Origin of the sequence: Crocosphaera sp. UHCC 0190 (genome assembly GCF_034932065.1) — a bacterium.
GTDB lineage: Bacteria > Cyanobacteriota > Cyanobacteriia > Cyanobacteriales > Microcystaceae > UHCC-0190.
On the sequence record NZ_JAYGHP010000007.1, the window covers coordinates 1 to 22,709 of the forward strand.

General features: G+C 37.1%; 22 protein-coding genes. 12 read left to right on the plus strand and 10 right to left on the minus strand.

All coding sequences use genetic code 11. From position 1 onward, the window contains the following. A partial coding sequence (locus tag VB715_RS11495) for an IS1634 family transposase (RefSeq protein WP_323301352.1) occupies positions 1 to 937 on the plus strand: 937 nt, incomplete at its 5' end. Positions 938 to 1,157: 220 nt separating this feature from the next. Then, the gene (locus VB715_RS11500; RefSeq protein ID WP_323301544.1) at positions 1,158 to 1,400 is read left to right on the plus strand and encodes an AAA-like domain-containing protein; all 243 of its coding nucleotides are present in this window, start codon (positions 1,158 to 1,160) and stop codon (positions 1,398 to 1,400) included. 10 nt (positions 1,401 to 1,410) lie between these two features. Here VB715_RS11500 and VB715_RS11505 read toward each other — a convergent pair whose 3' ends face one another. The 4 genes from VB715_RS11505 to VB715_RS11520 form a co-directional block, all read right to left on the minus strand. Beyond that, positions 1,411 to 2,631 (minus strand): cation:proton antiporter, encoded by a 1,221-nt coding sequence (locus VB715_RS11505; RefSeq protein WP_323301353.1) that lies wholly within the window; start codon positions 2,629 to 2,631, stop codon positions 1,411 to 1,413. Positions 2,632 to 2,700: 69 nt separating this feature from the next. Continuing rightward, a complete protein-coding gene (locus tag VB715_RS11510; protein WP_323301354.1) occupies positions 2,701 to 3,144 on the minus strand; it encodes a hypothetical protein in 444 nt (147 codons plus the stop codon). A gap of 21 nt (positions 3,145 to 3,165) precedes the next feature. Further along, the gene (locus VB715_RS11515) at positions 3,166 to 4,077 is read right to left on the minus strand and encodes an ROK family protein (RefSeq protein WP_323301355.1); all 912 of its coding nucleotides are present in this window, start codon (positions 4,075 to 4,077) and stop codon (positions 3,166 to 3,168) included. Positions 4,078 to 4,170: 93 nt separating this feature from the next. Beyond that, positions 4,171 to 5,583 carry an SGNH/GDSL hydrolase family protein gene (locus VB715_RS11520; RefSeq protein ID WP_323301356.1) on the minus strand — a complete coding sequence of 471 codons (1,413 nt, stop codon included), beginning with the start codon at positions 5,581 to 5,583 and terminating at the stop codon, positions 4,171 to 4,173. Between the two features lie 147 nt (positions 5,584 to 5,730). Here VB715_RS11520 and VB715_RS11525 point away from each other — a divergent pair, with 147 nt between their 5' ends. Both VB715_RS11525 and VB715_RS11530 read left to right on the plus strand, forming a co-directional pair. Next, positions 5,731 to 6,216 (plus strand): low molecular weight protein-tyrosine-phosphatase, encoded by a 486-nt coding sequence (locus VB715_RS11525; RefSeq protein WP_323301357.1) that lies wholly within the window; start codon positions 5,731 to 5,733, stop codon positions 6,214 to 6,216. A 394-nt stretch (positions 6,217 to 6,610) separates the two neighbouring features. Further along, a complete protein-coding gene (locus tag VB715_RS11530) occupies positions 6,611 to 7,135 on the plus strand; it encodes a hypothetical protein (RefSeq protein ID WP_323301358.1) in 525 nt (174 codons plus the stop codon). A gap of 3 nt (positions 7,136 to 7,138) precedes the next feature. On the opposite strand, the gene cobO is transcribed toward VB715_RS11530, so the two are convergent. From cobO to VB715_RS11545, 3 genes are all read right to left on the minus strand, one after another. Beyond that, positions 7,139 to 7,756: a cob(I)yrinic acid a,c-diamide adenosyltransferase gene (gene cobO / locus VB715_RS11535; protein ID WP_323301359.1), complete on the minus strand. Its 618-nt coding sequence runs from the start codon at positions 7,754 to 7,756 to the stop codon at positions 7,139 to 7,141. Positions 7,757 to 7,949: 193 nt separating this feature from the next. Next, positions 7,950 to 8,564, minus strand: coding sequence for a nucleoside triphosphate pyrophosphatase (locus tag VB715_RS11540; protein ID WP_323301360.1), 615 nt, complete (start codon positions 8,562 to 8,564; stop codon positions 7,950 to 7,952). A 180-nt stretch (positions 8,565 to 8,744) separates the two neighbouring features. Further along, complete coding sequence (locus VB715_RS11545; RefSeq protein ID WP_323301361.1) at positions 8,745 to 9,749, minus strand: 2-hydroxyacid dehydrogenase; 1,005 nt, start codon at positions 9,747 to 9,749, stop codon at positions 8,745 to 8,747. Between the two features lie 136 nt (positions 9,750 to 9,885). On the opposite strand from VB715_RS11545, the gene VB715_RS11550 reads away from it, so the two are divergent. Continuing rightward, positions 9,886 to 10,476: a tetratricopeptide repeat protein gene (locus tag VB715_RS11550; RefSeq protein ID WP_323301362.1), complete on the plus strand. Its 591-nt coding sequence runs from the start codon at positions 9,886 to 9,888 to the stop codon at positions 10,474 to 10,476. 12 nt (positions 10,477 to 10,488) lie between these two features. Further along, positions 10,489 to 11,616: a DNA-processing protein DprA gene (gene dprA, locus VB715_RS11555; RefSeq protein WP_323301363.1), complete on the plus strand. Its 1,128-nt coding sequence runs from the start codon at positions 10,489 to 10,491 to the stop codon at positions 11,614 to 11,616. A 198-nt stretch (positions 11,617 to 11,814) separates the two neighbouring features. Here dprA and VB715_RS11560 read toward each other — a convergent pair whose 3' ends face one another. Both VB715_RS11560 and VB715_RS11565 read right to left on the minus strand, forming a co-directional pair. Further along, entirely contained in the window at positions 11,815 to 13,632 is a 1,818-nt protein-coding gene (locus VB715_RS11560) for an HTTM domain-containing protein (protein WP_323301364.1), read from the minus strand. Between the two features lie 149 nt (positions 13,633 to 13,781). Further along, entirely contained in the window at positions 13,782 to 14,861 is a 1,080-nt protein-coding gene (locus VB715_RS11565) for an alpha-hydroxy acid oxidase (RefSeq protein WP_323301365.1), read from the minus strand. Positions 14,862 to 15,178: 317 nt separating this feature from the next. Between VB715_RS11565 and VB715_RS11570 the strand changes: the two genes are divergently transcribed. Both VB715_RS11570 and VB715_RS11575 read left to right on the plus strand, forming a co-directional pair. Then, positions 15,179 to 16,051: an all3515 family Zur-repressed PEP-CTERM protein gene (locus tag VB715_RS11570; protein ID WP_323301366.1), complete on the plus strand. Its 873-nt coding sequence runs from the start codon at positions 15,179 to 15,181 to the stop codon at positions 16,049 to 16,051. Between the two features lie 47 nt (positions 16,052 to 16,098). Continuing rightward, a complete protein-coding gene (locus VB715_RS11575; RefSeq protein ID WP_323301367.1) occupies positions 16,099 to 16,716 on the plus strand; it encodes a hypothetical protein in 618 nt (205 codons plus the stop codon). 43 nt (positions 16,717 to 16,759) lie between these two features. Here the strand turns inward: VB715_RS11575 and tyrS are convergent, their stop codons facing one another. Further along, entirely contained in the window at positions 16,760 to 17,983 is a 1,224-nt protein-coding gene (gene tyrS, locus VB715_RS11580; RefSeq protein ID WP_323301368.1) for a tyrosine--tRNA ligase, read from the minus strand. Between the two features lie 452 nt (positions 17,984 to 18,435). Here tyrS and VB715_RS11585 point away from each other — a divergent pair, with 452 nt between their 5' ends. The 4 genes from VB715_RS11585 to VB715_RS11600 all read left to right on the plus strand — a co-directional run bounded on the left by VB715_RS11585 (position 18,436) and on the right by VB715_RS11600 (position 22,687). Continuing rightward, a complete protein-coding gene (locus tag VB715_RS11585) occupies positions 18,436 to 18,870 on the plus strand; it encodes a ferritin-like domain-containing protein (RefSeq protein ID WP_323301369.1) in 435 nt (144 codons plus the stop codon). A 31-nt stretch (positions 18,871 to 18,901) separates the two neighbouring features. After that, positions 18,902 to 19,843: an FTR1 family iron permease gene (locus tag VB715_RS11590; protein WP_323301370.1), complete on the plus strand. Its 942-nt coding sequence runs from the start codon at positions 18,902 to 18,904 to the stop codon at positions 19,841 to 19,843. A gap of 157 nt (positions 19,844 to 20,000) precedes the next feature. Beyond that, positions 20,001 to 21,599 (plus strand): ABC transporter substrate-binding protein, encoded by a 1,599-nt coding sequence (locus VB715_RS11595; RefSeq protein WP_323301371.1) that lies wholly within the window; start codon positions 20,001 to 20,003, stop codon positions 21,597 to 21,599. Between the two features lie 164 nt (positions 21,600 to 21,763). Next, complete coding sequence (locus tag VB715_RS11600) at positions 21,764 to 22,687, plus strand: VWA domain-containing protein (protein WP_323301372.1); 924 nt, start codon at positions 21,764 to 21,766, stop codon at positions 22,685 to 22,687. Positions 22,688 to 22,709 lie beyond the last annotated feature (22 nt).

A 22,709-nucleotide genomic window follows, 5' to 3' on the forward strand; every position in this document is an offset into this window, starting at 1 on the left:
AGCTAAAAATCTTCAATTAATGTCATCAATTAAATGGTTATCAAGAGTTCCCTTATCTCTGGGCAAAGCTAAAGAATTAGTCAAAAATATCTTAGATAATCAACTAACTTCTAGTTCAATAGAAGGATATTCCTGGAAAGAAGAGGTAATAACTTATGGAGAAATTAAGCAAAGATGGTTGTTAGTTGAAAGTCAAAAAAGAAAGGAATCAGATTTGACAAAACTGTCTGAGAGGAGCGACAAGGAAAAACAAAAAGCGCATCAGGCTCTCAAGTCATTAATGAAAAAGAAATTCACTTCCTTTGAAGGAGCGACTGAGGCGGCTAATAATTTTTCTAAGAGGTTAAAATACCATCAACTTGCCGATATACAGATTCAAGAAATTCCAGAAAAGAATCAGAAAAAGAACCAAGAAATCGGGAAGAATTTATTCCAAATCACAGCAACTCTTGGAATTAATACCGATCAAGTTAATGAATTAGAAAAAAGAGCAGGACGATTTATCTTAGCCACAAATGAACTCGACGACAATAGATTAAGTTCTGACGATATCTTGATTAAATATAAAGAGCAACAAGCCCCAGAGAGAGGGTTTGGTTTTCTGAAAGATCCTTTATTTTTTGCCGATAGTGTTTTTCTTAAATCTCCTCAAAGAGTTGAAACAATGGCGATGTTAATGGGTTTATGCCTTCTGGTTTATTCTTTAGGACAAAGAGAATTACGTCGTCAACTAAAAGAAGCAAAAACAGGATTAAAAAATCAATTAGGTAAGTTAACTAAAACCCCAACCTTAAGATGGCTATTCCAGTGTTTTCAAGGAATTCACCTCCTCTTGCTATCAGGAGTTAAACAAATTGTTAATCTCACGGAAGAACGCCAGTTAATCTTAAGTTTTTTTCCGACCTCTTCCCAAAAGTATTATATCTTATCTGGGTAAAAAATAACCGTTTTTATCTCTCTTAATTCAGGTTAAAAAATGACCGACAAATTATGATAGATCATCAATAGTGGTGGGCTTTTATTCTCAATAAAATTCCCTTAATGCTAATAGGGAGCTTCAGCAAAAAGTTCTCTTATTTTAATAGAGAATATAACTGAAAAATAAGTATCTTTTTCGAGATTTCTTTGATGCTACATTTTGAAGTGCGAAATGTGGGATTTATAGTGACCATCTCCAACGGCAATTATACAACCTACAAAGACAAGATTCTGAGTTACTAGAAACCTTAGAAAAAGTGGTCTTTGCTCCAGAAGCAATTGAGCTAGATTTATTAACTGCTATCAAGTTACAGAGTTTTGGATTAGTCAATCTTAAGGGTAATGAAGTTATGCCCAGTTGTCGTTTATACCAGCAATATTTTCAGCAATATTTTCAGGGTGATAATGTGATTAATTCTTGATGGATATTGCCTAATGGCTGACTTTCTGTTGAGCAATCCACTGGCCATAACGGTTAGCCAGGGGGTTAGCGGTTAAACCATGAGCCAAAATACTCAAAATAATGGTCGTAGCGACGATTATGGCGATTTCTTGACTGTGGGGTAACTTTTCATCCAGGACAATGACCGCAAAAACAATGCTCGCTAAACCTCTAGGGCCAAACCACCCAATAAAGAGTTTAGTCCATAGGTCTAATTTCATACCGAATAGGGCAATAAATACAGGAAGCATACGAATCAGCGTCAGACTCAAAACCCCATAGAGAAAGGCTTGCCAGCTAGGGTGATTGAATACTAACACAACGACGGAAGACCCAAAGGCGACCCAAGTAATCAAAGAGAGGGTATCGCCAGTCGCTTCGGCGGCGATTAACAGTTCTTTCTTGCCTCTTTTGACGATTCCCCCAAAAACAAGTCCCCCCACAAAGCAAGAGATAAATCCACTGCCTCCCAAGTGTTGTGCAGTGGCAAAACACCCAACTGCTAAGGCGATCGCCTGCACTGGTTGCCAATCATGGGCAATCCAGTTCTGGTTAATACAGAATTGTCGTAATTGGGTACCGATGACGGAAAAACTAGCCCCGACTAAGACTCCAATCCCAATTTGTTCCAGAAATAAAGTTGTTAGTAAATTAACCGTGTTATTGTCTGAATTATTTCCCGTCGTGATTGCAAGTAAGGCCAACAAAAGGGGGACACAAATCCCATCATTCAGGCCACTCTCAACATTGAGGTCTTCTCTGATATTGTCAGGAACTTGGGGATTTGTCACCACAGCCTTTCCTAAGGCCGCATCTGTAGGGGCTAACATAACTGCTAATAAAGCCGCTTCTACTGTACTAAATTCGGGAAACAGAAGGGTACTCAAGCCAAACCCTAGCAAAATCGTCAGTGGTAGTCCTATGGCCAACAGTCGCCAAGGCAAACGCAAACTATTTTTTAATACCCCTAAATTGGCATTAGCAGCATCAGTAAAAAGAATGAGGGCAAGGGTTAACTCAACAATTGTTTTAAGATTTTCAGAGGTAACATTGAAGTGAAGAATTCCCAATCCAAAGGGGCCGAGTAATAATCCAGTAAACGAAAAAACGATAGCATCAGAAACCCAGGTACGTCCTAAAAGTCCAGCAATTAGGCTGTAAATAAAAATAAAAATTGCGATAATCGACCAATCTGTATAGGGTTCAAACATAATCTAAAAACTTTTGTACCATCATTTTTTCACAATCCAGTTAACTTAGCAATTAATTCCTAGACTAATTTAAGGTTTGAGGCTTCCCCCTCGAATTATCCAACCAATAGCACCACTAATAGTGGCTGTTATTGTAATGATTACGATCTGTCTCCAGTTCTTAAGTTCTCCCACTTTCTCCGCTAAATCACTAATTTTATGAATTGATGGTTTCCATTCATCTAGACGAGCATCAACAATTCCTATTTGCTTATCTATTCCATTAATATCTTCTTTAAGTTCAGTAATATCTTGTTTGACGTTACTAATATCTTGTCTTGTTTCAACAATGTCTTGTTTGACGTTACTAATATCTTGTCTTGTTTCAACAATGTCTTGTTTGACATTACTAATATCTTGTTTAACGTTACCAATATCTTGTCTGACCTCAACAATATCTTGCTTGATTTCTGTAAATCCGCTATTGATCAAGTCTTTGAGTTCTTGAAGGTCATTTGCTGTCACCTTGCTCATGGTTTTATTCCCCTAATTATTTTACAAATTTAGCCTTTGACTAACTACCAATTCCCAGGCTAATTTAGCTGCACCAATCATCCCTGCTTGATTACCTAATTTTGCCGTCAATAACTGTAAATCTTGTCGAGAACTGAGTAAAACTCTTCTTTCTATTTCCTCTAGGGTAGCAGGAAAAAAATAGGGTGTACTGCCACTGACTCCACCTCCAATAATAACGGCTTCTGGGGTTAAAACATAGATTAAACTCGCTAAACCTGCCCCTAATAAGCGACCATACCCTTGCCAAAATTCTAAGGCTTCTCGGTTGCCTTTTTGCGCTAATTGACCTAATTCTGCTGGTTCTTTGCCTGTCATGCGACGAATTGCTTGAATAGAGGCATACTGTTCTAATGACCCTTGGTTGCCACTATTACAGGGGGGGCCATCAAAATTTAAGGTAATTAACCCTAATTCCCCGGCTGCCCCCAAATGTCCGGTAAACAAATGACCATTGAGAATAATTGCCCCACCGACTCCCGTACCAAGAGTTAATAAAATGAGGTTTTTAAAGGATTTTCCCGCCCCTAACCAAGCTTCTCCTAACCCCGCACAGTTGGCATCATTAGCGATAGTGGTGGGCAGTCCGCTTGCTTCTTCTAACCAGTCAGCAAGGGGGACATCTTGCCATCCTGAGAGGTTAATGGCTACTTTCGCAATTCTTCCGGTTCCATCGGCTGGCCCTGGGGTTCCTACTCCTAAGGCGAGACAGTCTTGATCGTGATTAAGTTCCCGAATTGCCGTTATCATTGCCCCTAAAACGGCTTTTGGGGTGGCAGGTTGAGGAGTGGCAACTGTTAGGGAGTTTAAACAAGTACCATCTTCCAGAAAAAGTCCTAATTTAATCGCAGTTCCACCGAGATCCAAACCAATGACGGATGATTTTTTTTTCATATACTAAACGTACAATCTACTTAACCAGTAAAATAAGTCCGAAGAATAGGGGGATTTTAACACTAAAACCTATTCCCTATTCCCTATTACTAATTAATTGTTTTTGAGATAATAGTTCTGGGGAATAATTTGAATTTTTTCCCAAGCAGTAATGGCATGATAAAGGTTTTCAGCTAACCGAGTATTGGCCTTATCTGTAAGATGAACTGTATCAGCAAACATCGGAGTCGGAAAATTAGAATTACCGTTATAGAAATTCACAACTTTCACATTTTTAGGATAAGCTTTCGCTAACTGTTGTGTTGTCTTAACAAACTCTCCATAAGCTTTGGGGAATTTTTCAACATATTCGTTACCAATGCGATCGCGGATAGCTTTTTCATCAGCAGAAAGTTTCTCAACAGGGCGGCCAGTAATTTCAGGTTGAATTGCCAGAACCACCGGAATACCTAGGCGAGAAGACATCTGAATTAATCGTTGATGATTTACTCGATAACGTTCGACTCGTTGTTTTAATTCTTCTTGATTATTCGGTAAAAAATGTTTTAAAGCTTTGCCATCATTATTCACCACTAGACTTGTTTGGGCGACAGGTAAGGTAGTTTTAGCAGAACCTGTCCAGGAATTAATCAGTTTAACTAATCCAGTATTTTGTAACCATTGATCAAAGGAAAAGTTTAAAGAATTCTGAAAATGTCCCTTAGCATCAGCTAAAAATTCATCAATATGGGGAATATCAGTTTGAGGGGAATTACTGGATAACATTACATCCCCATAACCATCTAAAACCACAATTAAATCGGGTTGATAAGGTAGAATTTTTAGAGCTAATTGTGCTAATTCATTGCCAGAAGTATAACCAGGAACTGCCGCATTAATCACCCGATAATTCCCTTCTCGAATTTTCGGGGGCAATTTCATTAATTGTTGTCTAGTTGGTACAAAAAAGGGAAAAACATCAGGACGATATTTCGCCGGAGAACTTTTTTGTTGACTTACTCGCTGTTTAAGACGGGTTTCTAATCGATGACTAATGGTAGCATCATTATTGGGGTTTAATTGCCCAAAAGCAGTGGAACCCCCTAAGACAAAAATACGAATTTCATTCTTGGGTTTAGCTAAAGGGAGAGGATCATTATCCCGTAACCCTTGCTCATTAATTTTCAAGAATTCACTCTTTTGTTTACTGACTAATTCATAACCCGTCGTGGGGCTACGTTTGACCACTAATTTACCTTGATCGATCAAACCTTCGATGGGTTTTTCCGTTGCCGTTAAAAATTTTAGTTTATAGGCTTGTACTAAAGGCGATTTGCCATTAATATTGTTGCCTGTACCCGTAATCCCTAGATAAGCTTGTGCTAAGAGTTCTGATAGGATAATTAATACCGGAATAGAGATAATTAGCCATAATAAGGAAATTTTAGGCCGATTTTTCCCTTTATTATAGTAAGAGCTATTGTAATAAGAGCCGTAAGATCGGGTTTTTTTGGGTAATTTCAGCATTAAGTGGTTGCCTCTGTAAAAATAGGTTTACAAAATTAATGATTGAACCTTAGCATTGAATTGGGTTAGGAATCTAGGTATTTGCTTGGAGAGCTAACCCCAGAATTTTCCTATCATCTCTGATGTAAGCGTCATTTGTGAAGATTTATGGCTTATAAATTGTTGTTTGTCTGTCTCGGTAATATTTGTCGTTCTCCCTCAGCCGAGAATATTATGAACTATTTGCTCAAACAGCAAGGGTTAGAACATTTGATCGTTTGCGATTCGGCAGGGACATCAAGTTATCATGTTGGGGCTTCTCCTGATCGGCGAATGCGGGCAACAGCGGCCCGTCGAGGAATTGAACTTTTGGGCAGTGCCAGACAATTTGACGTATCTGACTTTGAAAAGTTTGACTTGATTTTAGCAATGGATCGACAAAATTATCAGGATATCTTAACCCTTGATGGACAAAATTGCTATCGGGACAAGGTGCGTTTGATGTGTGATTTTGCGACTCAATCTCCCGAAAAAGAAGTCCCTGATCCTTATTATGGAGGGCAAGAAGGGTTTGATCGGGTGATCGATTTATTGTTAGATGCTTGTGCCGGATTATTAGAGGAAATAAGGGGACGTGAGGATGTGAGGGGGTGATGGGTTGATGGGGTGAGAAGACAACTTGTTAAAACTTAAGAAAAAAATTGACGCACCAGGGAAAGTGATTGCAAAATGAAGTTGGTTGTGAGGAACATCTGCGCGCTGGTCTAAGTCCCTACCACATTTATTTTTGTGGGAAGTTTTGGAACCCTGTGTTAAACACCCATACCTGTACTGGGTATGTTATTCACGTTGTTCCTGTCTAAGTTTTAAACCAGGACAAAAGTGGTCAATTAACTAACCACTGACATAATTCCGGAATGTCTGGAAATCGAATCATTCTCTTGTATGAAAAAGAGTCACCTTTTCGGGTGAGTTTACCTCTTTTTGGTCTGGGTATGGTGGAGACATATCAACTGGCTGTCAAAATTTTTTAAGAGAAACACACACAATGTTATTTTGCAAATCGTTTTTACCCTCACTCACACATCTTTCTTTCTTATCCATTAGTTTTTTTCTCGGTTTAGGAACCCTTAACGGTTTGCCTGCTGTGGCCGCACAGAAAGGGGCCCCTAACCCACAAAACAGGGTAGCTCAATCACCCCTATTAGCACAAACATCTTCCTCTCATTTGCTCGCCAATGGGGTCTATCTTTATGGCCGCTCTCCCCATGCGGAAGAAATTGGACAAGAATACATGGTCTTTCGTATAGAAAAAGGGGAAATTAAAGGGGCGGTTTATCTGCCACAATCTGAGTTTAGCTGTTTTTCGGGGACACTTAACGGGGGTCAGATGAATTTGTCAATTGTTGACCCTTATGACGGCAGTAAGTATGCCTATTCTATTTCATTGCAAAGCTCTTCCCCTATGGCAAGCAATGCTCAAGTATCAGAAATGAATTTACAAGGCTATCATCGTCTTAACAAGATTAGTGACAATGATCATCGTATTCTCAGCACTTGTTTAAAAGAATAAGGGTTAGAATTCGATCCCTGCTTGAGCTTTCACTCCTTGCTCTTTAAAAGGATGTTTGATTAATTTCATTTCAGTCACTAAGTCAGCGACTTCAATTAATTCTGAGGGCGCACCACGTCCGGTTAAAATAACATGGGTATTTTCGGGTTTTTCTGACAGTCCAGTTAATAGGGTTTGGACATCGAGATAACCTAATTTGAGAGCGACATTAATTTCATCGAGTAGGACTAATTGATAGTCTGGGTTACGAATAAAGGATAATCCTTTTTCCCAAGCTTCACGAGCTTTTTGAATATCCCGTTCTCTATCTTGAGTTTCCCAGGTAAATCCTTCTCCCATGGCATAAAATTCTAGTTGTTTGTCCCAATGACTGAAAACAGCTTTTTCGGCCGGTTCCCAAGCTCCTTTGATAAACTGAATAATAGCGACTCGGAAACCGTGACCAAGTGATCGCATCACCATTCCTAATGCTGCGGTGGTTTTGCCTTTGCCGTTTCCTGTATTAACAATAATTAACCCTTTTTCAGTTGATGCTTCGGCGACTCGTTTTTCTTGAATTTCTTTGCGTCGCTGCATTTTTTTTTGATAGTCTTCGGTTGATAAACTTGTGTTATTATTCATGGTAATTAATTAAATTTTGCCTAAATTAACCTTTAAAAAAACGACGTTTTAGGAAGGGATGGAGTCAATAATTTGTGGGATTAAAATGATTATAACTCATTGACTCCACTTCCTACTATTTTTTTAATTAAGCTGTTTCTCCTTGCGGGACTGTTTCTGATGTTTGTTGGGCTGTTTGAACTTGACTTTTTGCTTAATTTAGATGAATATCATTTTGCCAAAAATCTTGGACATCATAACCCAATTTTTGTAACATTTTTCTTAACAAAGGCAGACTCAAACCGATAATATTACTATGACAGCCTTCGATTTTTTCAACAAATAAGCCTCCCTTTCCTTCTAAGGCAAAACATCCCGCACATTTGAGGGGTTCTCCAGTGTTAACATAGGCTTTAATCGTTCTATTATCGATGTCAGCAAAGTGGACTTTTGTTGTACCACAATCACTTAAATTTTTGTGTTGTTTGCCATCAAAAATGGCATGACCCGTGTACAATACTCCTTGATTATTTCGCATTTTTTGCCAACGAGCGATCGCTTCATCGGGAGAGTCTGGTTTACCATAAATTTCTCCTTCTACAACTAACAAAGAATCACACCCTAAAACGAGAGAGTCTGGATATTGTTGAGCGACAATTTTTGCTTTACAATTTGCTAAGATTTGGACTAATTCTTGAGGGTTATTTTCTTGAATTTGGGATTCATCAAAGTTACTATGACAGACAATAGGATTAATGCCAACTGTTTGTAGTAGTTTGAGACGGGCCGGGGAAGCAGAAGCAAGAACAAATGAGGGAAATAGTTGCATTTTTTTTAATAACAATAGCAAAATCTATTTTATCTATTTTGTGTTACTTAGGGGCATGGCATAGATAAAAGTTGGGGACTATAGACCAAGCGTATTAGTGCCATGGCCCTATAAAAAAAATTTTCCATACAGTCCCCAAGACGAATCTATCTTAACTTTAACCTAGATATAGTTATATTTTTAATGATTTTTGACTTCATTGCTCAGGGGTTTTCCTTCCTCAAATTCTGTTAGGCTGTTAATAGTAGTCGTGGTAATATCATTAAGGGCATTTTCGGTAAAATAACCTTGATGGGAGGTAATTACTACATTGGGGAAAGATTGGAGTAATTGAAATGTATCATCTTGAATAATTGTACCAGATAAATCTTTAAAAAAGATGTCATCTTCTTGCTCATAAACGTCAATTCCTAAGTAACCAATTTTTCCTGATTTAATGCCAGTTATCACAGCTTTTGTGTCAATTAATTGACCGCGACTGGTATTAATTAACATCATGCCATTTTTCATCTGCTCTATAGTTGTTTCATTAATCAAATGATAGTTTTCAGGGGTCAAAGGACAGTGTAAGGAAATAATATCTGAATTGGCTAATAATTCAGGTAAATCGACATAGTGAGTATTTTCAAAAGCTTTAAATTGAGGATTAGGATAGGGATCATATCCTAGTAAATGACAACCAAATCCTTGCATAATTTTGGCAAAAATTACGCCAATTTTACCCGTTCCAATAATACCCACTGTTCGACCATGAAGATCAAATCCTAATAATCCAGTTAAAGAAAAATTATCATCCCGAACACGATTATAAGCTTTATAAAGTTTACGATTTAACATTAAAATTAATCCTATAGCCAATTCTGCCACAGAATAAGGAGAATAAGCCGTAACCCGAACTACTTTTATTCCCAGTTCAGCAGCCGTTTTTAAGTCTACATTATTATATCCCGTACACCGTAAGGCAATTAATTTTATCCCATGAGATGCCAAATTTTTTAAAGTTTCCTGACCAAGATCATCATTAACAAAGGCACAAATAGCAGGAAAACCCTCAGCTAAAGAGGCCGTCTTGGGTTCTAAGCGAGTATCAAAATAAACTAATTCATGATTGGTATTCATAGACTGATTCGCTAGGTCAAGAAAATGACGATCATGGGGTTCGGTACTAAATACGGCGACTTTCATCGAGAGTTCCTGAATAATGTTAAATCCAACCCTTCTAGAGTAACTCAAATATTATATAATTGAATCATTGATGTATTGGAGATTACTTATTTTTGTTATTATTAGTTTATCATTCCTATTGACTCCTATCAATTTTATGAAATCTAGAATCATCAGACAAGGTTTAATTATTTTCGTTAACTGCTTTGGTTGGTTTATTCTATCAGCAAATGCCCAAATTAAAGTCAAACAAAATTATATTCATCCCATCATTATCGCTCATTATGATGTCGATGAATTGGAAGAAGTTGAGAAAACGATTCAAGAGAATCCAAATAGTGCAGAGGCTTATTTAAAACGGGGTTTAATTCGTAGTCACTCTCAAGAAGATTTTGCAGGAGCAATTGCAGATTTCACTCATGTTATTGACCTAGAACCTAGCGCAGAGGTTTATAATTATCGAGGAACTGCTTATTTTTGGTTACAACAATATCAAAACGCTTTAGAAGACTATCAACGAGCAATCGCCCTTGATCAAAACTTAGCGATCGCCTATTATAATCGAGCTTATGTTTACTTAGAATTAGGCAATAAAGCAGGAGCAATTGCTGATTTTCGTCAAGGGGCAATTCTATCTCAAGAACAAGGAGATTCTCTTTCTTATCAACAAGCTTTAGACTTAATTCAAGACTTAGAAATAGGCAAGAAAAAATCAGAAATCATGAATCAGCAAACTATGACTAATTAGAAGGAGATAAAATTGCAAGAAGACAGTGCTTACTGGTTAGCTTGGTCAAACATTTCTGGAGTGGGGCCAGTGTTACTTAAACGAATCTGGCAACAGTTTGGAACCTTAAAAACTGCTTGGGAAACCTCTCCAGAAAACCTAGGACAAGTTGAAGGCTTAGGACTCAAATTAATTAATACCATTAAACAACAGCGATCGCAATCAAATCCATCAGAATTATTAGAGAAACATCAACAAAAAAACCCGCAATTCTGGACACCTGCTGACCCAAATTATCCCCGTCTTTTATTAGAAACTCCTAGCCCACCCCCCCTATTATATTATCAAGGACAGCCAGATTTAGCCGAAAATCAAGGAAATACACCCTTAATTGGTATTGTTGGCACTCGTTACCCCACAGAACATGGTCGTCGGTGGACTCAGAAAATCACTGTGGCCCTTGTTAAACATGGCTTTACGGTGGTTTCGGGGATGGCTGCAGGAATTGATGGAGTAGCCCATCAAACTTGTTTAGACGCAGGAGGAAGAACTATTGCTGTGTTAGGAACGGGGGTAGATGTGGTTTATCCCAGTAGTCATCAACAACTACATAAAACTATTCAACAAAAAGGATTAATTGTGAGTGAATATCCCTCTGGAACTCCAGGTGATCGCCGTCATTTTCCTGCCAGAAATCGAATTATTGCGGGGTTAAGTCGGGCAGTTTTAGTAATGGAAGCACCGGAAAAATCTGGGGCATTAATTACTGCTCGTTATGCTAACGAATTTTGTCGAGATGTTTATACTTTGCCCAATTCTCCTGATGTTATCCAGGCAAAAGGTTGTTTAAGATTAATTCATCATGGGGCAGAAATGATTCTTACAGAAGAAGAATTATTAGAGATGTTGGGAGCGATTCCTAATCTTAATCAACCTCAACAATTATCACTATTTGAATCACCAAGTCCCCAATCTTTACCGAAGTTAGAACCCGATTTATTAAAGATATTTCAAGTCATTACCAATGAAGGGAAATCCTTTGATACAATTGTTCAAGAAACAGGTTTAAATACCCCACAAGTTTCTGGGGGATTGTTACAATTAGAACTAGAAGGATTAATTACTCAGTTGCCAGGAATGCGTTATCAAAAAAAGTCATAATAGTTTTATCTAGTCACTTTAAAACTAATTTTATCTGATCGTTTTATGGTTTGATACCAAATCCGGTTATCAAAATAGATTAACGTAGAGACGTTGCAGGCAACGTCTCTACTGGGTTTTGTTGGTTTTAATAACTCTACTTTTTAAAGCGGATTTGGTTTGATTAGGAGAAGTTCTGATAAAAATTTAATCTTTATATTATTTAAAACAACTGTGTTTCCATAAAAAAATGCGATTTATTTTAGAAGATTGATCCTTGGACTTAATCTTCTGGCTGAGATAATAAATTTTGAAGTTATTAAGTTGTTTATCTCCTTGATGTTTACTATTCCAGCGAAAACAAAGATATTTACCATAATAAAGACGATGTTTTTCATAATTTTTACTATTAAGACGGGTTAAATATTTACGCCACCGCATATTTTTAAATGCTGCGAAGTTGAGATCTGGTTTCTCCCAGATAATCGGTTTTCCATCTCGAAAAACATCAATTTTTGTGCCATCTTTAAGTTGACCAGGAATAACGTACCATTCTGCGGCACCAGTAGGTTCAGAAAACATATCCCATTTTTGGATTAAATTTAAACTATAGACAATTTCTTTGATGGTTTGTGGAAGTTTTACCTTTGAAGGATTAAGACTTCTGATATTCCAAAAAAAGATAATTAAGATTAAACATAAAGCAATAACATTGGTTGACCACGATGAATTTACTTTGAATTCATGAAACTTTAAATTCCTAGTTATTAGGGGATTAGTTAAAAGTTGATTGTTGAATATTTTTCTTCCTATCCATTGTAGGGGATAGCATTTTAGAAGAGAAGCTAAAATTTTTGATAAGGGAGAAAAGCGACTGAGATAAATAATTGCTTTAAACTGAAAATGTTGCTTTCCTTGATCATCAATAACGACCCAAGAATTTTCTGACTTTAATGATTTGAAAACTTCTGGATTATTCTGGGCTGGAATTAAGGGAATGTCTGATAAAAAGAGGAATGTACTAAATAAACACAATAATTTTTTACTACTTTTACATTTCTGATCATAGTAAATTTTTAATTGCTGATATTTGGAAGTTTTAAGTCTATTATTAATGCTTTCCCATAATTCACTTGGTAACAATGCTAACCAAGCTGTCGCACCAATTAAGGGAAATAGTCCTAACCTAAATACTATGCCAAAACTTAGGTGTAATGAGATGAACATAAAGGTTGCTAGGTAGCGAAAATAATTGTTTTTGATAGGAATAAATAATAGAAATGGCCCCAATAATTCTAACCAAATAGTAGCAAAAGTAAAAATCATTAATAAGGTTGGAAAATGACGCAGAAAAGCCCCGAAAGAGGTGACTATATAATCAGCATTTAAAGAATTATAAACAGCTAACCCTTTCTCCCATGATTCTGATTTCATCTTAAAAAAGGCAGCAAACCAATAAATAAAACAAATTTGTAATGTTAAAGCTATTGTTGCCCCAGAAAGAATTCTTTTAGGTAAATTTTTCGCGTATAAATTAAGGGCATTATCTACAGAGTAATAAGCTCCTAAAGGTAGAAACATACCCCAAAATAGTAGTAAAAGAAGTTCTGTATCTCCCGCACTCAAGATCATCTGATTGCGGTTCTGAAGCGAGATCAAAAATAACCATGATATAATTGTAACCAGTCGAGTTCGATAACCAATTAGTAAAAAAAAGGCAAATAATCCAGCAATTAAAAAGAGAATTCCTTGAAAAAAAACGGTGCCATTGATAAAATGTAAAGACCAAAACCAGCGACCAGAAAATTCATTAGTGAGTGCTGCTAAACGAAAAACGCCAGATTCTGTATAATGGGCTTTAATATCTTGAGCGCGATTAATTAAATCGATTATAATTAATAAGCCTAAAAAAAATCGGAACAAGGCAAGAGAACGTAAGTCAAGTCCGAGTAATTCCTTAAGTTTGAAAAAATTAAACCGTTTGAATAACCACAGAAAATTTTGATAATAATTGTGAATATTTAATCTTTGATTCATAGGATAATTTTAGGATTTTCGTATTAGCATTTGTGGCTTTAATATCGTTTCCGTTGTATTAGTATTAGAAATAATGACAATACAAGAAAATTTTACCAGCTATTAGTCATCTTGATGAATATTCAACATAAATCGTTACTTTTCATTGATTATTTAATCAAAAAATTGTTATTAATCTCTTGAATATTCGGACAACCGCTTAAGGCCATTGCTAAAATCAATTCATCTTTTAAGAGTTGTAAAATATGGTTAACCCCTGCTTCTCCATCAACCGCTAAACCCCATAAAATCGGACGACCAATTAATACAGCTTTTGCGCCTAATGCTAAGGATTTAAAAATATCAGTGCCTCGCCGAATTCCTCCATCCATTAGGATATCAATTTTATCACCCACTGCGGTAACAATGTGTGGTAAGGCATCTAAAGAGGCGATCGCACCGTCTAATTGTCGTCCTCCGTGATTAGAAATAATAATTGCTTTGACTCCATTTTCAACTGCTAAACGGGCATCATCTGCCCTTAAAATTCCTTTTAAAACAATAGGAAGTTTAGTGATAGATTGCAACCAATCTATATCTTTCCATGTGATACTAGGATCAATTTGTTGTTGAAAATAAGCAAATAATCCTGACTCACCAATGGTTGAGGGAATGGCTAAATTTGTCAGACTGACCAAGTTAGCTAATTGTAAATGTGGTGGTAAGGTAAATTGATTCCTAACATCTGCTTCTCTACGTCCCATCATGGGGGCATCTACCGTCACACATAAGGCAGTATAACCTGCTTTTTCTGCCCTTTCAACTAAAGCTTTGGTTAATCCTTTATCTCGATGAATATACAATTGAAACCATCTTAAATTATGAGATTGACAAGCGGCAACATCTTCTAAACTGGTGGTTGATAAAGTGCTGAGGATTAATAACGTTTTTAAATCAGAAAGCACTTTTGCTGTGGCTCTTTCACCTTGAGGATGAGCTAAACATTGAAAGGCCATAGGTGCAACCCCAATCGGCATTGATAAAGTTTGCCCTAAAATATTAGTTGATAAGTCAATATTGCTCACATCAACTAACATTTTAGGATAGAGTTGATATTGTTCAAAAACTGTTCTATTTTTTCTGAGGGTAATTTCATCTAATGCACCACTACGATAATAATCCCATGCCATTCCTGAAAGTTTTTGTTTGGCTAAGGATTCGTATTCAAACAGGTTAATGGGTTGAGTCATAAGAAGTAGATATGATCGGCTGGATTGATTGTTTAATTCATTCTAACTTCCTTCGGGTTTAGTAAAAGCATAATTAAGACAATTTTTCAAAATACCAGTTGTCAAAGTTAAGTAAGAAGCTATATTTTTTTAAAAAAGTCTTGAGTTTTACATCACAAATGTCATCAAAACTGGATATTATCCTGAATAAATAACAAGACACTTTACACATCTTAAAGTTTGACAAGCTGTCGTTAAAATGTTTGACAAGCTGTCTTTTGACACTTATAAAAACCTTAGGCACAATGGCGGATGTTATTGAACATTAAGAACACAACATGACTTTCTTAAAACCCGCTACTAACATTTTGTTAGGTTCTCCTTTAGTCGCATTATCTATTTTCTCTACTGCTGAAGTTACCTTGGCTCAGGCACATTTTGGTCATCATCATATGGTTGTGGGACGAGATAGTTTAGAAACCTTCGTTAGTGGGACATACGCAGGATTGGCAAACCCCAACTATAATCACCTGTCTTTGCTATTTCCCCATACCCATGAACCCCCAGAAAATAGTCACTTTCATGGTATTGGAATCTATAGTTATACTGGACCTTTTGATAGTCCTACCATCATTCCTACTAATACCAATAATCAGCTTCCAGAAATCAGTTTTAACTTACCTCCCTTACAGCTTGTTCAAGGGACAGGAGCGTTTAAAGGTCAAATGGTTAGTATCAAAACAGAGGACAATATTTTCTCTGATTTAACCACTAAACCAGTTAAGCATCTAGCTGATAGTTTAGATGACCCCTATATTGCGGGAGTTTATCATAGTGGTAGTGATCGTTGGAATACCTTACTGGGTGATAATGCAACCATTGCTTTTGAATTAGTATATATTACCCCAGGTTTAATATTTGCTGATAGTAATGGACAAACTTTATTGGATTCAATCGGTCAGCAAACTGAGATTGGTAAAGGGGATGATTTTGCATTTAAACCTTATGTTTATGCTCCACAACTTTCAGAAACTAAAAATTATTCAGCAACATTGAGATTGATTGATCTCAATCCTAATGAGGGAGAACGTTTGTTGCAATCCGGAGAGTTTACAATAAATTTTCAAGCGGTTGGTGTTCCTGAACCGTCTATCTTGTTAGGTTTAGGTGTTTTTGGGTTTGCTGGTTTATGTAGTAAAAAACGTCAATAATTCCTAAATTATGCTTGTTATCAAATTTTGGTGCGTTTTTTTAATCTATGAGTGAGCAACCAAAACAAAATAGTCCCCAATTATTGACTAAACCTGATCAGGGGCAAAAAGTGTCGTTTCCTCACCAGGGATCTCTTCGTCAATGGGTTTTATTCCATAAACGTTTGGGTACAATTGTGATTGCATTGCCAATAGTTTGGTATGCGCTTTCCGGGAGTCTGATTGCGATCGGGCGTGATTTTGAGCTAGAATGGCTGTACAGTTTTTTCCAGAGATGGCACAGCTTTCAACCAGTAAATGAGTTTACTTATCAAGTGATCAACGGCTTTGTTGCTTTCTCTATACTAGCCCTGTTTGTCACCGGAATAGGGATTTGGCGAAGCACTAGAGAAGGAAAATCACCGAAGCCTAACCAAAACGTCCGCAAGTATCATCACATAGTCTCTCCAGTCTTTGGATCAGTGGGTTTCATCTTTGCCATAACTGGCTGGACTAACGTTTTGCTACGTCAGGCACCTGAGTCAGTTTATCAGTTAAGTCGTGCCATTCATAATGGTAGTTGGCTAAACGCTACTTGGCTACATTGCTTTTATGACATTGTATGTGGACTAGGTATAAGCTTCTTGACGATCACGGGTTTGCTCTTGGCCAAACGTCGGACTTAGTAAACATGACTTTGTCGGTGGGCATTGCCCACCTTACTTTTATTTATACTAACTTAATAAACTTTTTCTTACCTACTTGTAAGACTTTATTTTTAAGTTGTTCAGGACTGTCAAAACTGAGATTAACATCTGTCACTTTTTCCCCATCTAAACGCACTGCACCTCCTTGTATTTGTCGTCTTCCTTCCCCACTACTACCACAGAGTCCACTAGCACTTAAAATGTAGAATAATTTGGCGGGAAATTCAATCTTTGATAATTCATATTCTGGAACTGCATCTGTTGACGCAGTGCTTTTATTTTTGACTAAATCTTCAGCAGTCTTTTGTGCCATTAATGCTGCTTCTTTCCCATGAAATTGAGACACAATTTCGATAGCTAATTGCTTTTGACATTCCCTCGGATTTTCCGGTAATGTTTCTAAAGATAAATTAGTCAATAGTTCAAAATAATCCTTGATCAAAGCATCAGGGGTTTTTTCTAATTTAGAATACATTGATAACTCATCTTCTCGTAAACCCACATAATTATTGAGGGATTTTGACATCTTTTGTGTGCCATCAGTGCCAATTAAAATCGGCAATAACAAACCAAATTGAGGCTTTTTATCAAAGTATCTTTGTAAGTCTCGACCAACAGCAATATTAAACTTTTGATCCGTTCCTCCCAACTCCACATCTGCATCGATCATCACTGAATCATAACCCTGCATCAAAGGATATAAAAATTCATGAAGAAAGATCGGATTTTCTTGTTTATAGCGTTCAGAAAATCCTTCTTTTGCTAACATTTGCCCCACAGTCATTGTGGCTAACAATTCTTGAATTTTAGCTAAATTTAAGTCAGTTAACCATTCAGAATTATAGCGAATTTCTAACCGTCCTGGGGTATCAAAATCTAAAATGGGACGGAGTTGATCAAGATAACTTTTTGCATTATCTTTAACTTGTTGGGAAGTTAATTGTTTACGGACTTCTGATTTTCCGGTCGGGTCGCCAATTTGTGCGGTAAAATCTCCAATAATGACCACGGCTGTATGGCCCGCATCTTGAAAAGCCCGTAACTTGCGAAAAGGGATACTATGGCCTAAGTGAATATCTGTCCCTGTGGGGTCAATTCCTAGTTTAACTCTTAAGGGGCGATCGCATTGCTCTAACAATTTTACTAGGTTTTCTTCAGGGTGATTTGAGTCTGGTTGATTAGGAAAAATTTCCCTAGTTCCTCGATACAACCAATTAAGGGATTTAGAAATAGTTACAGGGGACATTTGCCGTTAATAATTGTTGACATTATTGATGATCTCTGATCTATTTTACCAGTATCAAGGAACGATATAATATTTCAATCTAATAAACAGCGATCACCTATCAGAAATACTCCCACTCAACAACCAATTAATCTTAGACAGTCCTCAGAATAAGTAAAATTCTCTTACAACCAAACTCCTTATCACAATAAATCAGGATTAACTGTAATTAACATAACAATTAATCCCTGAAAAAACTTAAGCTTTATTTTAGAAAAACCCAAAACCAATAATTAAACTGCTTTAGATAAAGTTAGATTTAATTAACTCCCATTAGTCTCTAAAAAGATAGATGTAATATGCTTTAGAATAGAAGGGTATGCTCTTGACGATATAAAGTAATTATCCTGAACAGGGATTAAGTTGAAAATATTGTCATTAAACATGAATCTTTCTCTTCAGCAAGGACAAAAATGAGAGAACTCGAACGCGAAAAAACCATTGAAATTCTCAACACCATCATGGAATATGAATTAGCTGGTGTTGTGCGCTACACTCATTATTCCTTAATGGTAACAGGCCCCAATCGTATTCCTATTGTACAATTTTTCCAACAACAAGCCACAGAATCCCTGCTTCATGCTCAACAAGTCGGAGAAATTCTCACAGGATTAGAAGGACATCCTAGCTTAAAAATTGCTCCGATGGAAGAAAGTCATGAGCATAGCTTGCACACAATTTTAACCGAAAGTCTTAACCATGAAGGGAAAGCTTTAGAATTGTATAAATTGCTTTTAACAGCAGTACAAGATGCGAGTATCTACATCGAAGAATTTGCACGGGGAATGATTGGTCAAGAAGAAGTTCATAACATTGAACTCAAGAAAATGTTACGAGATTATGTATAATTTAGAAGTAATCAAGTAAGCCCATAAAATCATGGATTTAAGTGCTGCTTTACCTACTTTTGTTGTGACCTTAAGAGAGGGATTTGAAGCCTCATTAGTGGTAGGAATTGTCCTAGCTTGCTTAAAAAAAGTCCAACAAACCAAACTTAATCGCTGGGTATATCAAGGCATTAGCGGCGGTATTGTTGCTAGTGTTATGGTGGGTTTTTTATTAGGAGGAATTCTCCAAGGTGTTAACACCTATCAGAGTCCCTATACCCCAGTCATTAAAGAATGTTTAGCCGCATCGTTTGGTTTAGTTGCCATCTTGATGTTAAGTTGGATGTTGATTTGGATGACTCAACAAGGCAAGTCTTTAAAAGCAGAAGTAGAACAAGGTATTCAAGCAGCCTTAATCCAAAAAAATGGAGCCGGAAAGGGAATATTTTTGTTAGTGTTTATCGCGGTTTTAAGAGAAGGATTTGAAACTGTTTTATTTGTTGTTGCTAAATTTCAAGCAGGATGGCAAACTTCCACTATTGGAGCAGTAACTGGATTAACAACGGCTGCAATTTTAGGATTTCTCTTATTTCAACTCGGTATTAAAATTAATATTCGTCTCTTTTTTAAAGTGATGGGAATTTTCTTACTCTTAGTAGTAGGAGGATTAGTGATTGGGGTATTAAAACATCTTAACCTGACAATTATTTTTCTCTCTCAACTTGATCCCAGTTTTGCTACTTGGTGTATTTTTCCTGGAGATTCTTGTATTTTGGGGCCGTTAATTTGGGACGGGACAGAAATTTTACCAGACAAACAATTTCCAGGTATTATTTTAAAATCCTTGTTTGGCTATCGACAAAACTTGTATTTAGGACAAATTATTATTTATATTTTATTTTTAATCAGCGTTGGAACCTTATATTTTAGAAGCCTATCCCCATCATCAACTCTCAAAACAATTCCTCAGAAATCTGTGGAGAATCTTAATTAAGGGAAGTTCAGTTAAACTTCTTAACATCTACTGGTACAGACAATCTGAAAAAAAATTGTTAAGCTTACCTTATAACGAAAAAATCACAGAAAGTTACAGCTTTCCCCGAAAAAATCGTTACTAATTGATGAGATGGTGATTAGGAGAAAAATAGCAGATGAGTTCATGGACTTGTGATGGAGTCCCCAAAGACGGGAAGCAATATCCTGGGGCATCTCCCCACACTCCCCAACAAAACACCGGCCCTGACTGCATTATCTGCGGCTTACCCCAAGAAGCAATGCAGCCAGGAAAGACAGGCAATAAACCCGCTAAAACCGTTGTAGCAGGAAGTTCCAGTAACGGGACTCCAGCCTGGTTAGTGCCTGTTATGATTGTCGTGGCTCTCCTCTTGATAGGGGGTGGTGTCGGTTCATATCTACTGTTAAAACCCAAAAATCAACCCTTAGAATCTATTTCCTCCCCATCTCCTACCGATACCACCGTTAATCCCACCCAAGGGGAAAATGTCAGTCGGGGAGAACAAATCTTATTAAAACCAACTCCTAATAAAGAAGCAGGGGCCAAGGCCTTTGAACAAAAAAACTGGCCAGAAGCGATCGCCAGTTATCAAACCGCAGTCAAGGAAGATCCCAATGATCCTGAAGGACTGATGTATCTCAATAATTCTAAGGCCCAAAAAGCCGGAAATCCTATCACCATTGCGGTTGCTGTACCTACTACCATTAGTGCAGATTCTGCTGCGGAGATTTTGCGGGGAGTCGCCAAATATCAAACCGAATATAATCAGTCTTCACCCCCTTCAGGAAGGCTTTTAGAAGTGGCAATTATTGATAGTAGCGATCCCATGAAAGCCCCCAATATTGCTCAAGAAATTATTAATACAGCCGATATTTTAGGCATTGTTGGTTATGGCATTGATCCAGGTAGTCAAGCCGCTTTAAAACAGTATGAACAGGCAGGAATCGCCGTATTATCTCCATTAACAAGTAGTTTTAATAAGACTGGGGGAAAGCCAACGCTGAGAACCATTTCTGTGGAACAAAAAGGCGATGAGTTATTGGTGAATTATTTACAAGCAGTTGGCAAAACCTTGACCCAATATGCTAGTAAACAGCAACCCTCACCAGCCATTGTTCTTTTTTCTAATCCTGATAGTTCTTATAGTCAACAACTACAACAAGAAATTATTAATAGTTTACCCGCAGTTAAAGGTACTGTAATCGAACAAATTGATATTAATTCTCCTAATTTTAACCCTGGTGATGCCATAAGTAGCGCACAACAAAAGGGTGCAAAAATTGCTATTCTAGCCCTCAGTAAAAATCAAGTAACCAAAGCTGTAGAAATTGCCAAGGCAAATCAAAATAGTGCTTCTCCCTTAATATTAATGGGGGGAGATGAACTTTATAATGCTGATATTTTAGTTAAAGGAGGAGACGCGATCGCAGGGATGGTATTAGCTGTTCCTTGGAGTTTTAGTCCTAATGATCCCTTTGCCAAAGATGCCATTAATAGTTGGAAAGGTCGAGTAAGTTGGCGCACTGCCACCGCTTATGATGCCACAAAAGCCTTGATAGATACAGTTAGTAAAACCCCAGATCGAGCCGCAATTGCTCAAGCATTTAATCAAGGTGTTATCCTAACAGATAGTACCACAAATTTTAATCTATTTGATGAAGTTCCCCTAGTAAAAGCAGTTAAAGGAAATCAAGGGCCAAAAGGGTCAAATTATCAATTTGACCCCCTTAAATAGCCGTTTTCATTTTTTTTAGGGGCGGGTTTTTTCAAAATTATATGATTCTCACAAATAGGTTAAATAAATCCGCCCTGCTTTGTCAATTATCCTATTAGACTCAGATAAAAACCCACCCTGCCTTGTAACTACTACAATTCAATTAACATTAAGGAGAAACTTCATTGTTAAAGTACCGACGCAAAGTAATAGAAAACCCGCTATTTTATACCCCTTTAATATTGGTAGGTATCTTTTTAGCACTAGCCTTATTATTTGGGTTACTGCGTTTAGGAAAACCCCCCGTTGCTGTGGCGATCGCCCTGGATTTAAGTAGTAGCACTTATCAACCCCAACCTTTTAATTCTCCCAATTCTATCATGGATCAAGAGGTTAAAGCCGTTAATGCTTATCTCGAAGAAAATTCTAAATTAGCTGTGCCGAATAAGGTGCAAATTTTTGGTATTGGAGGCGGAAAAGCCCCAAAATTAACCTCAACAATGGAATCACAACAAGGGGTTGTTACTGATGAATTGAGTAGAAGGTTAAGCGATCCCAATTTACCCTATCAATTAATTCCTGAACCCTCACAAGATGACCTAGATATTGTTATTAAGGAAACGACAGAAGTTTTACGAGAGCAAGCAAATCATTGTCGTGAATTGTTAATAGTAACTGATACAGGTGTCACTTTAACTCAATCTGCTGTTACTCAAGCAACCGGCCAAAAGATTAAGATTAATTCTCTAGTTTTTGGGGATGGAGATGTCCCTAATTTAAGGTCTGCTGCTCGGCAAACTGGTGGGATTTATCGTGATAATATTAGTTTATCTAATACCGGAGGAACCTATCTTGAAGAATTATTTTTGAGAGACTTTTTTAGTCATTTTAATGGTAACTGGAAATGGATCAATTTTTGGTTAGGATGTGCGGTTATTGCTTTCCTTTGGTTGTTGGTTTTACCTCTAGATCGTTGGGTGTTTCAAGGACTTTTTAAAATGTCTATGGACGCATCAGGTAAAATTTCTTTAGGAACGGCATTTATTGGTACAATTATTGTAACAGCATTGATGATAGCAGCAGGTTTACCGTTTATATCCCCTTGTTAATAATAAATTACCCACAATTTGT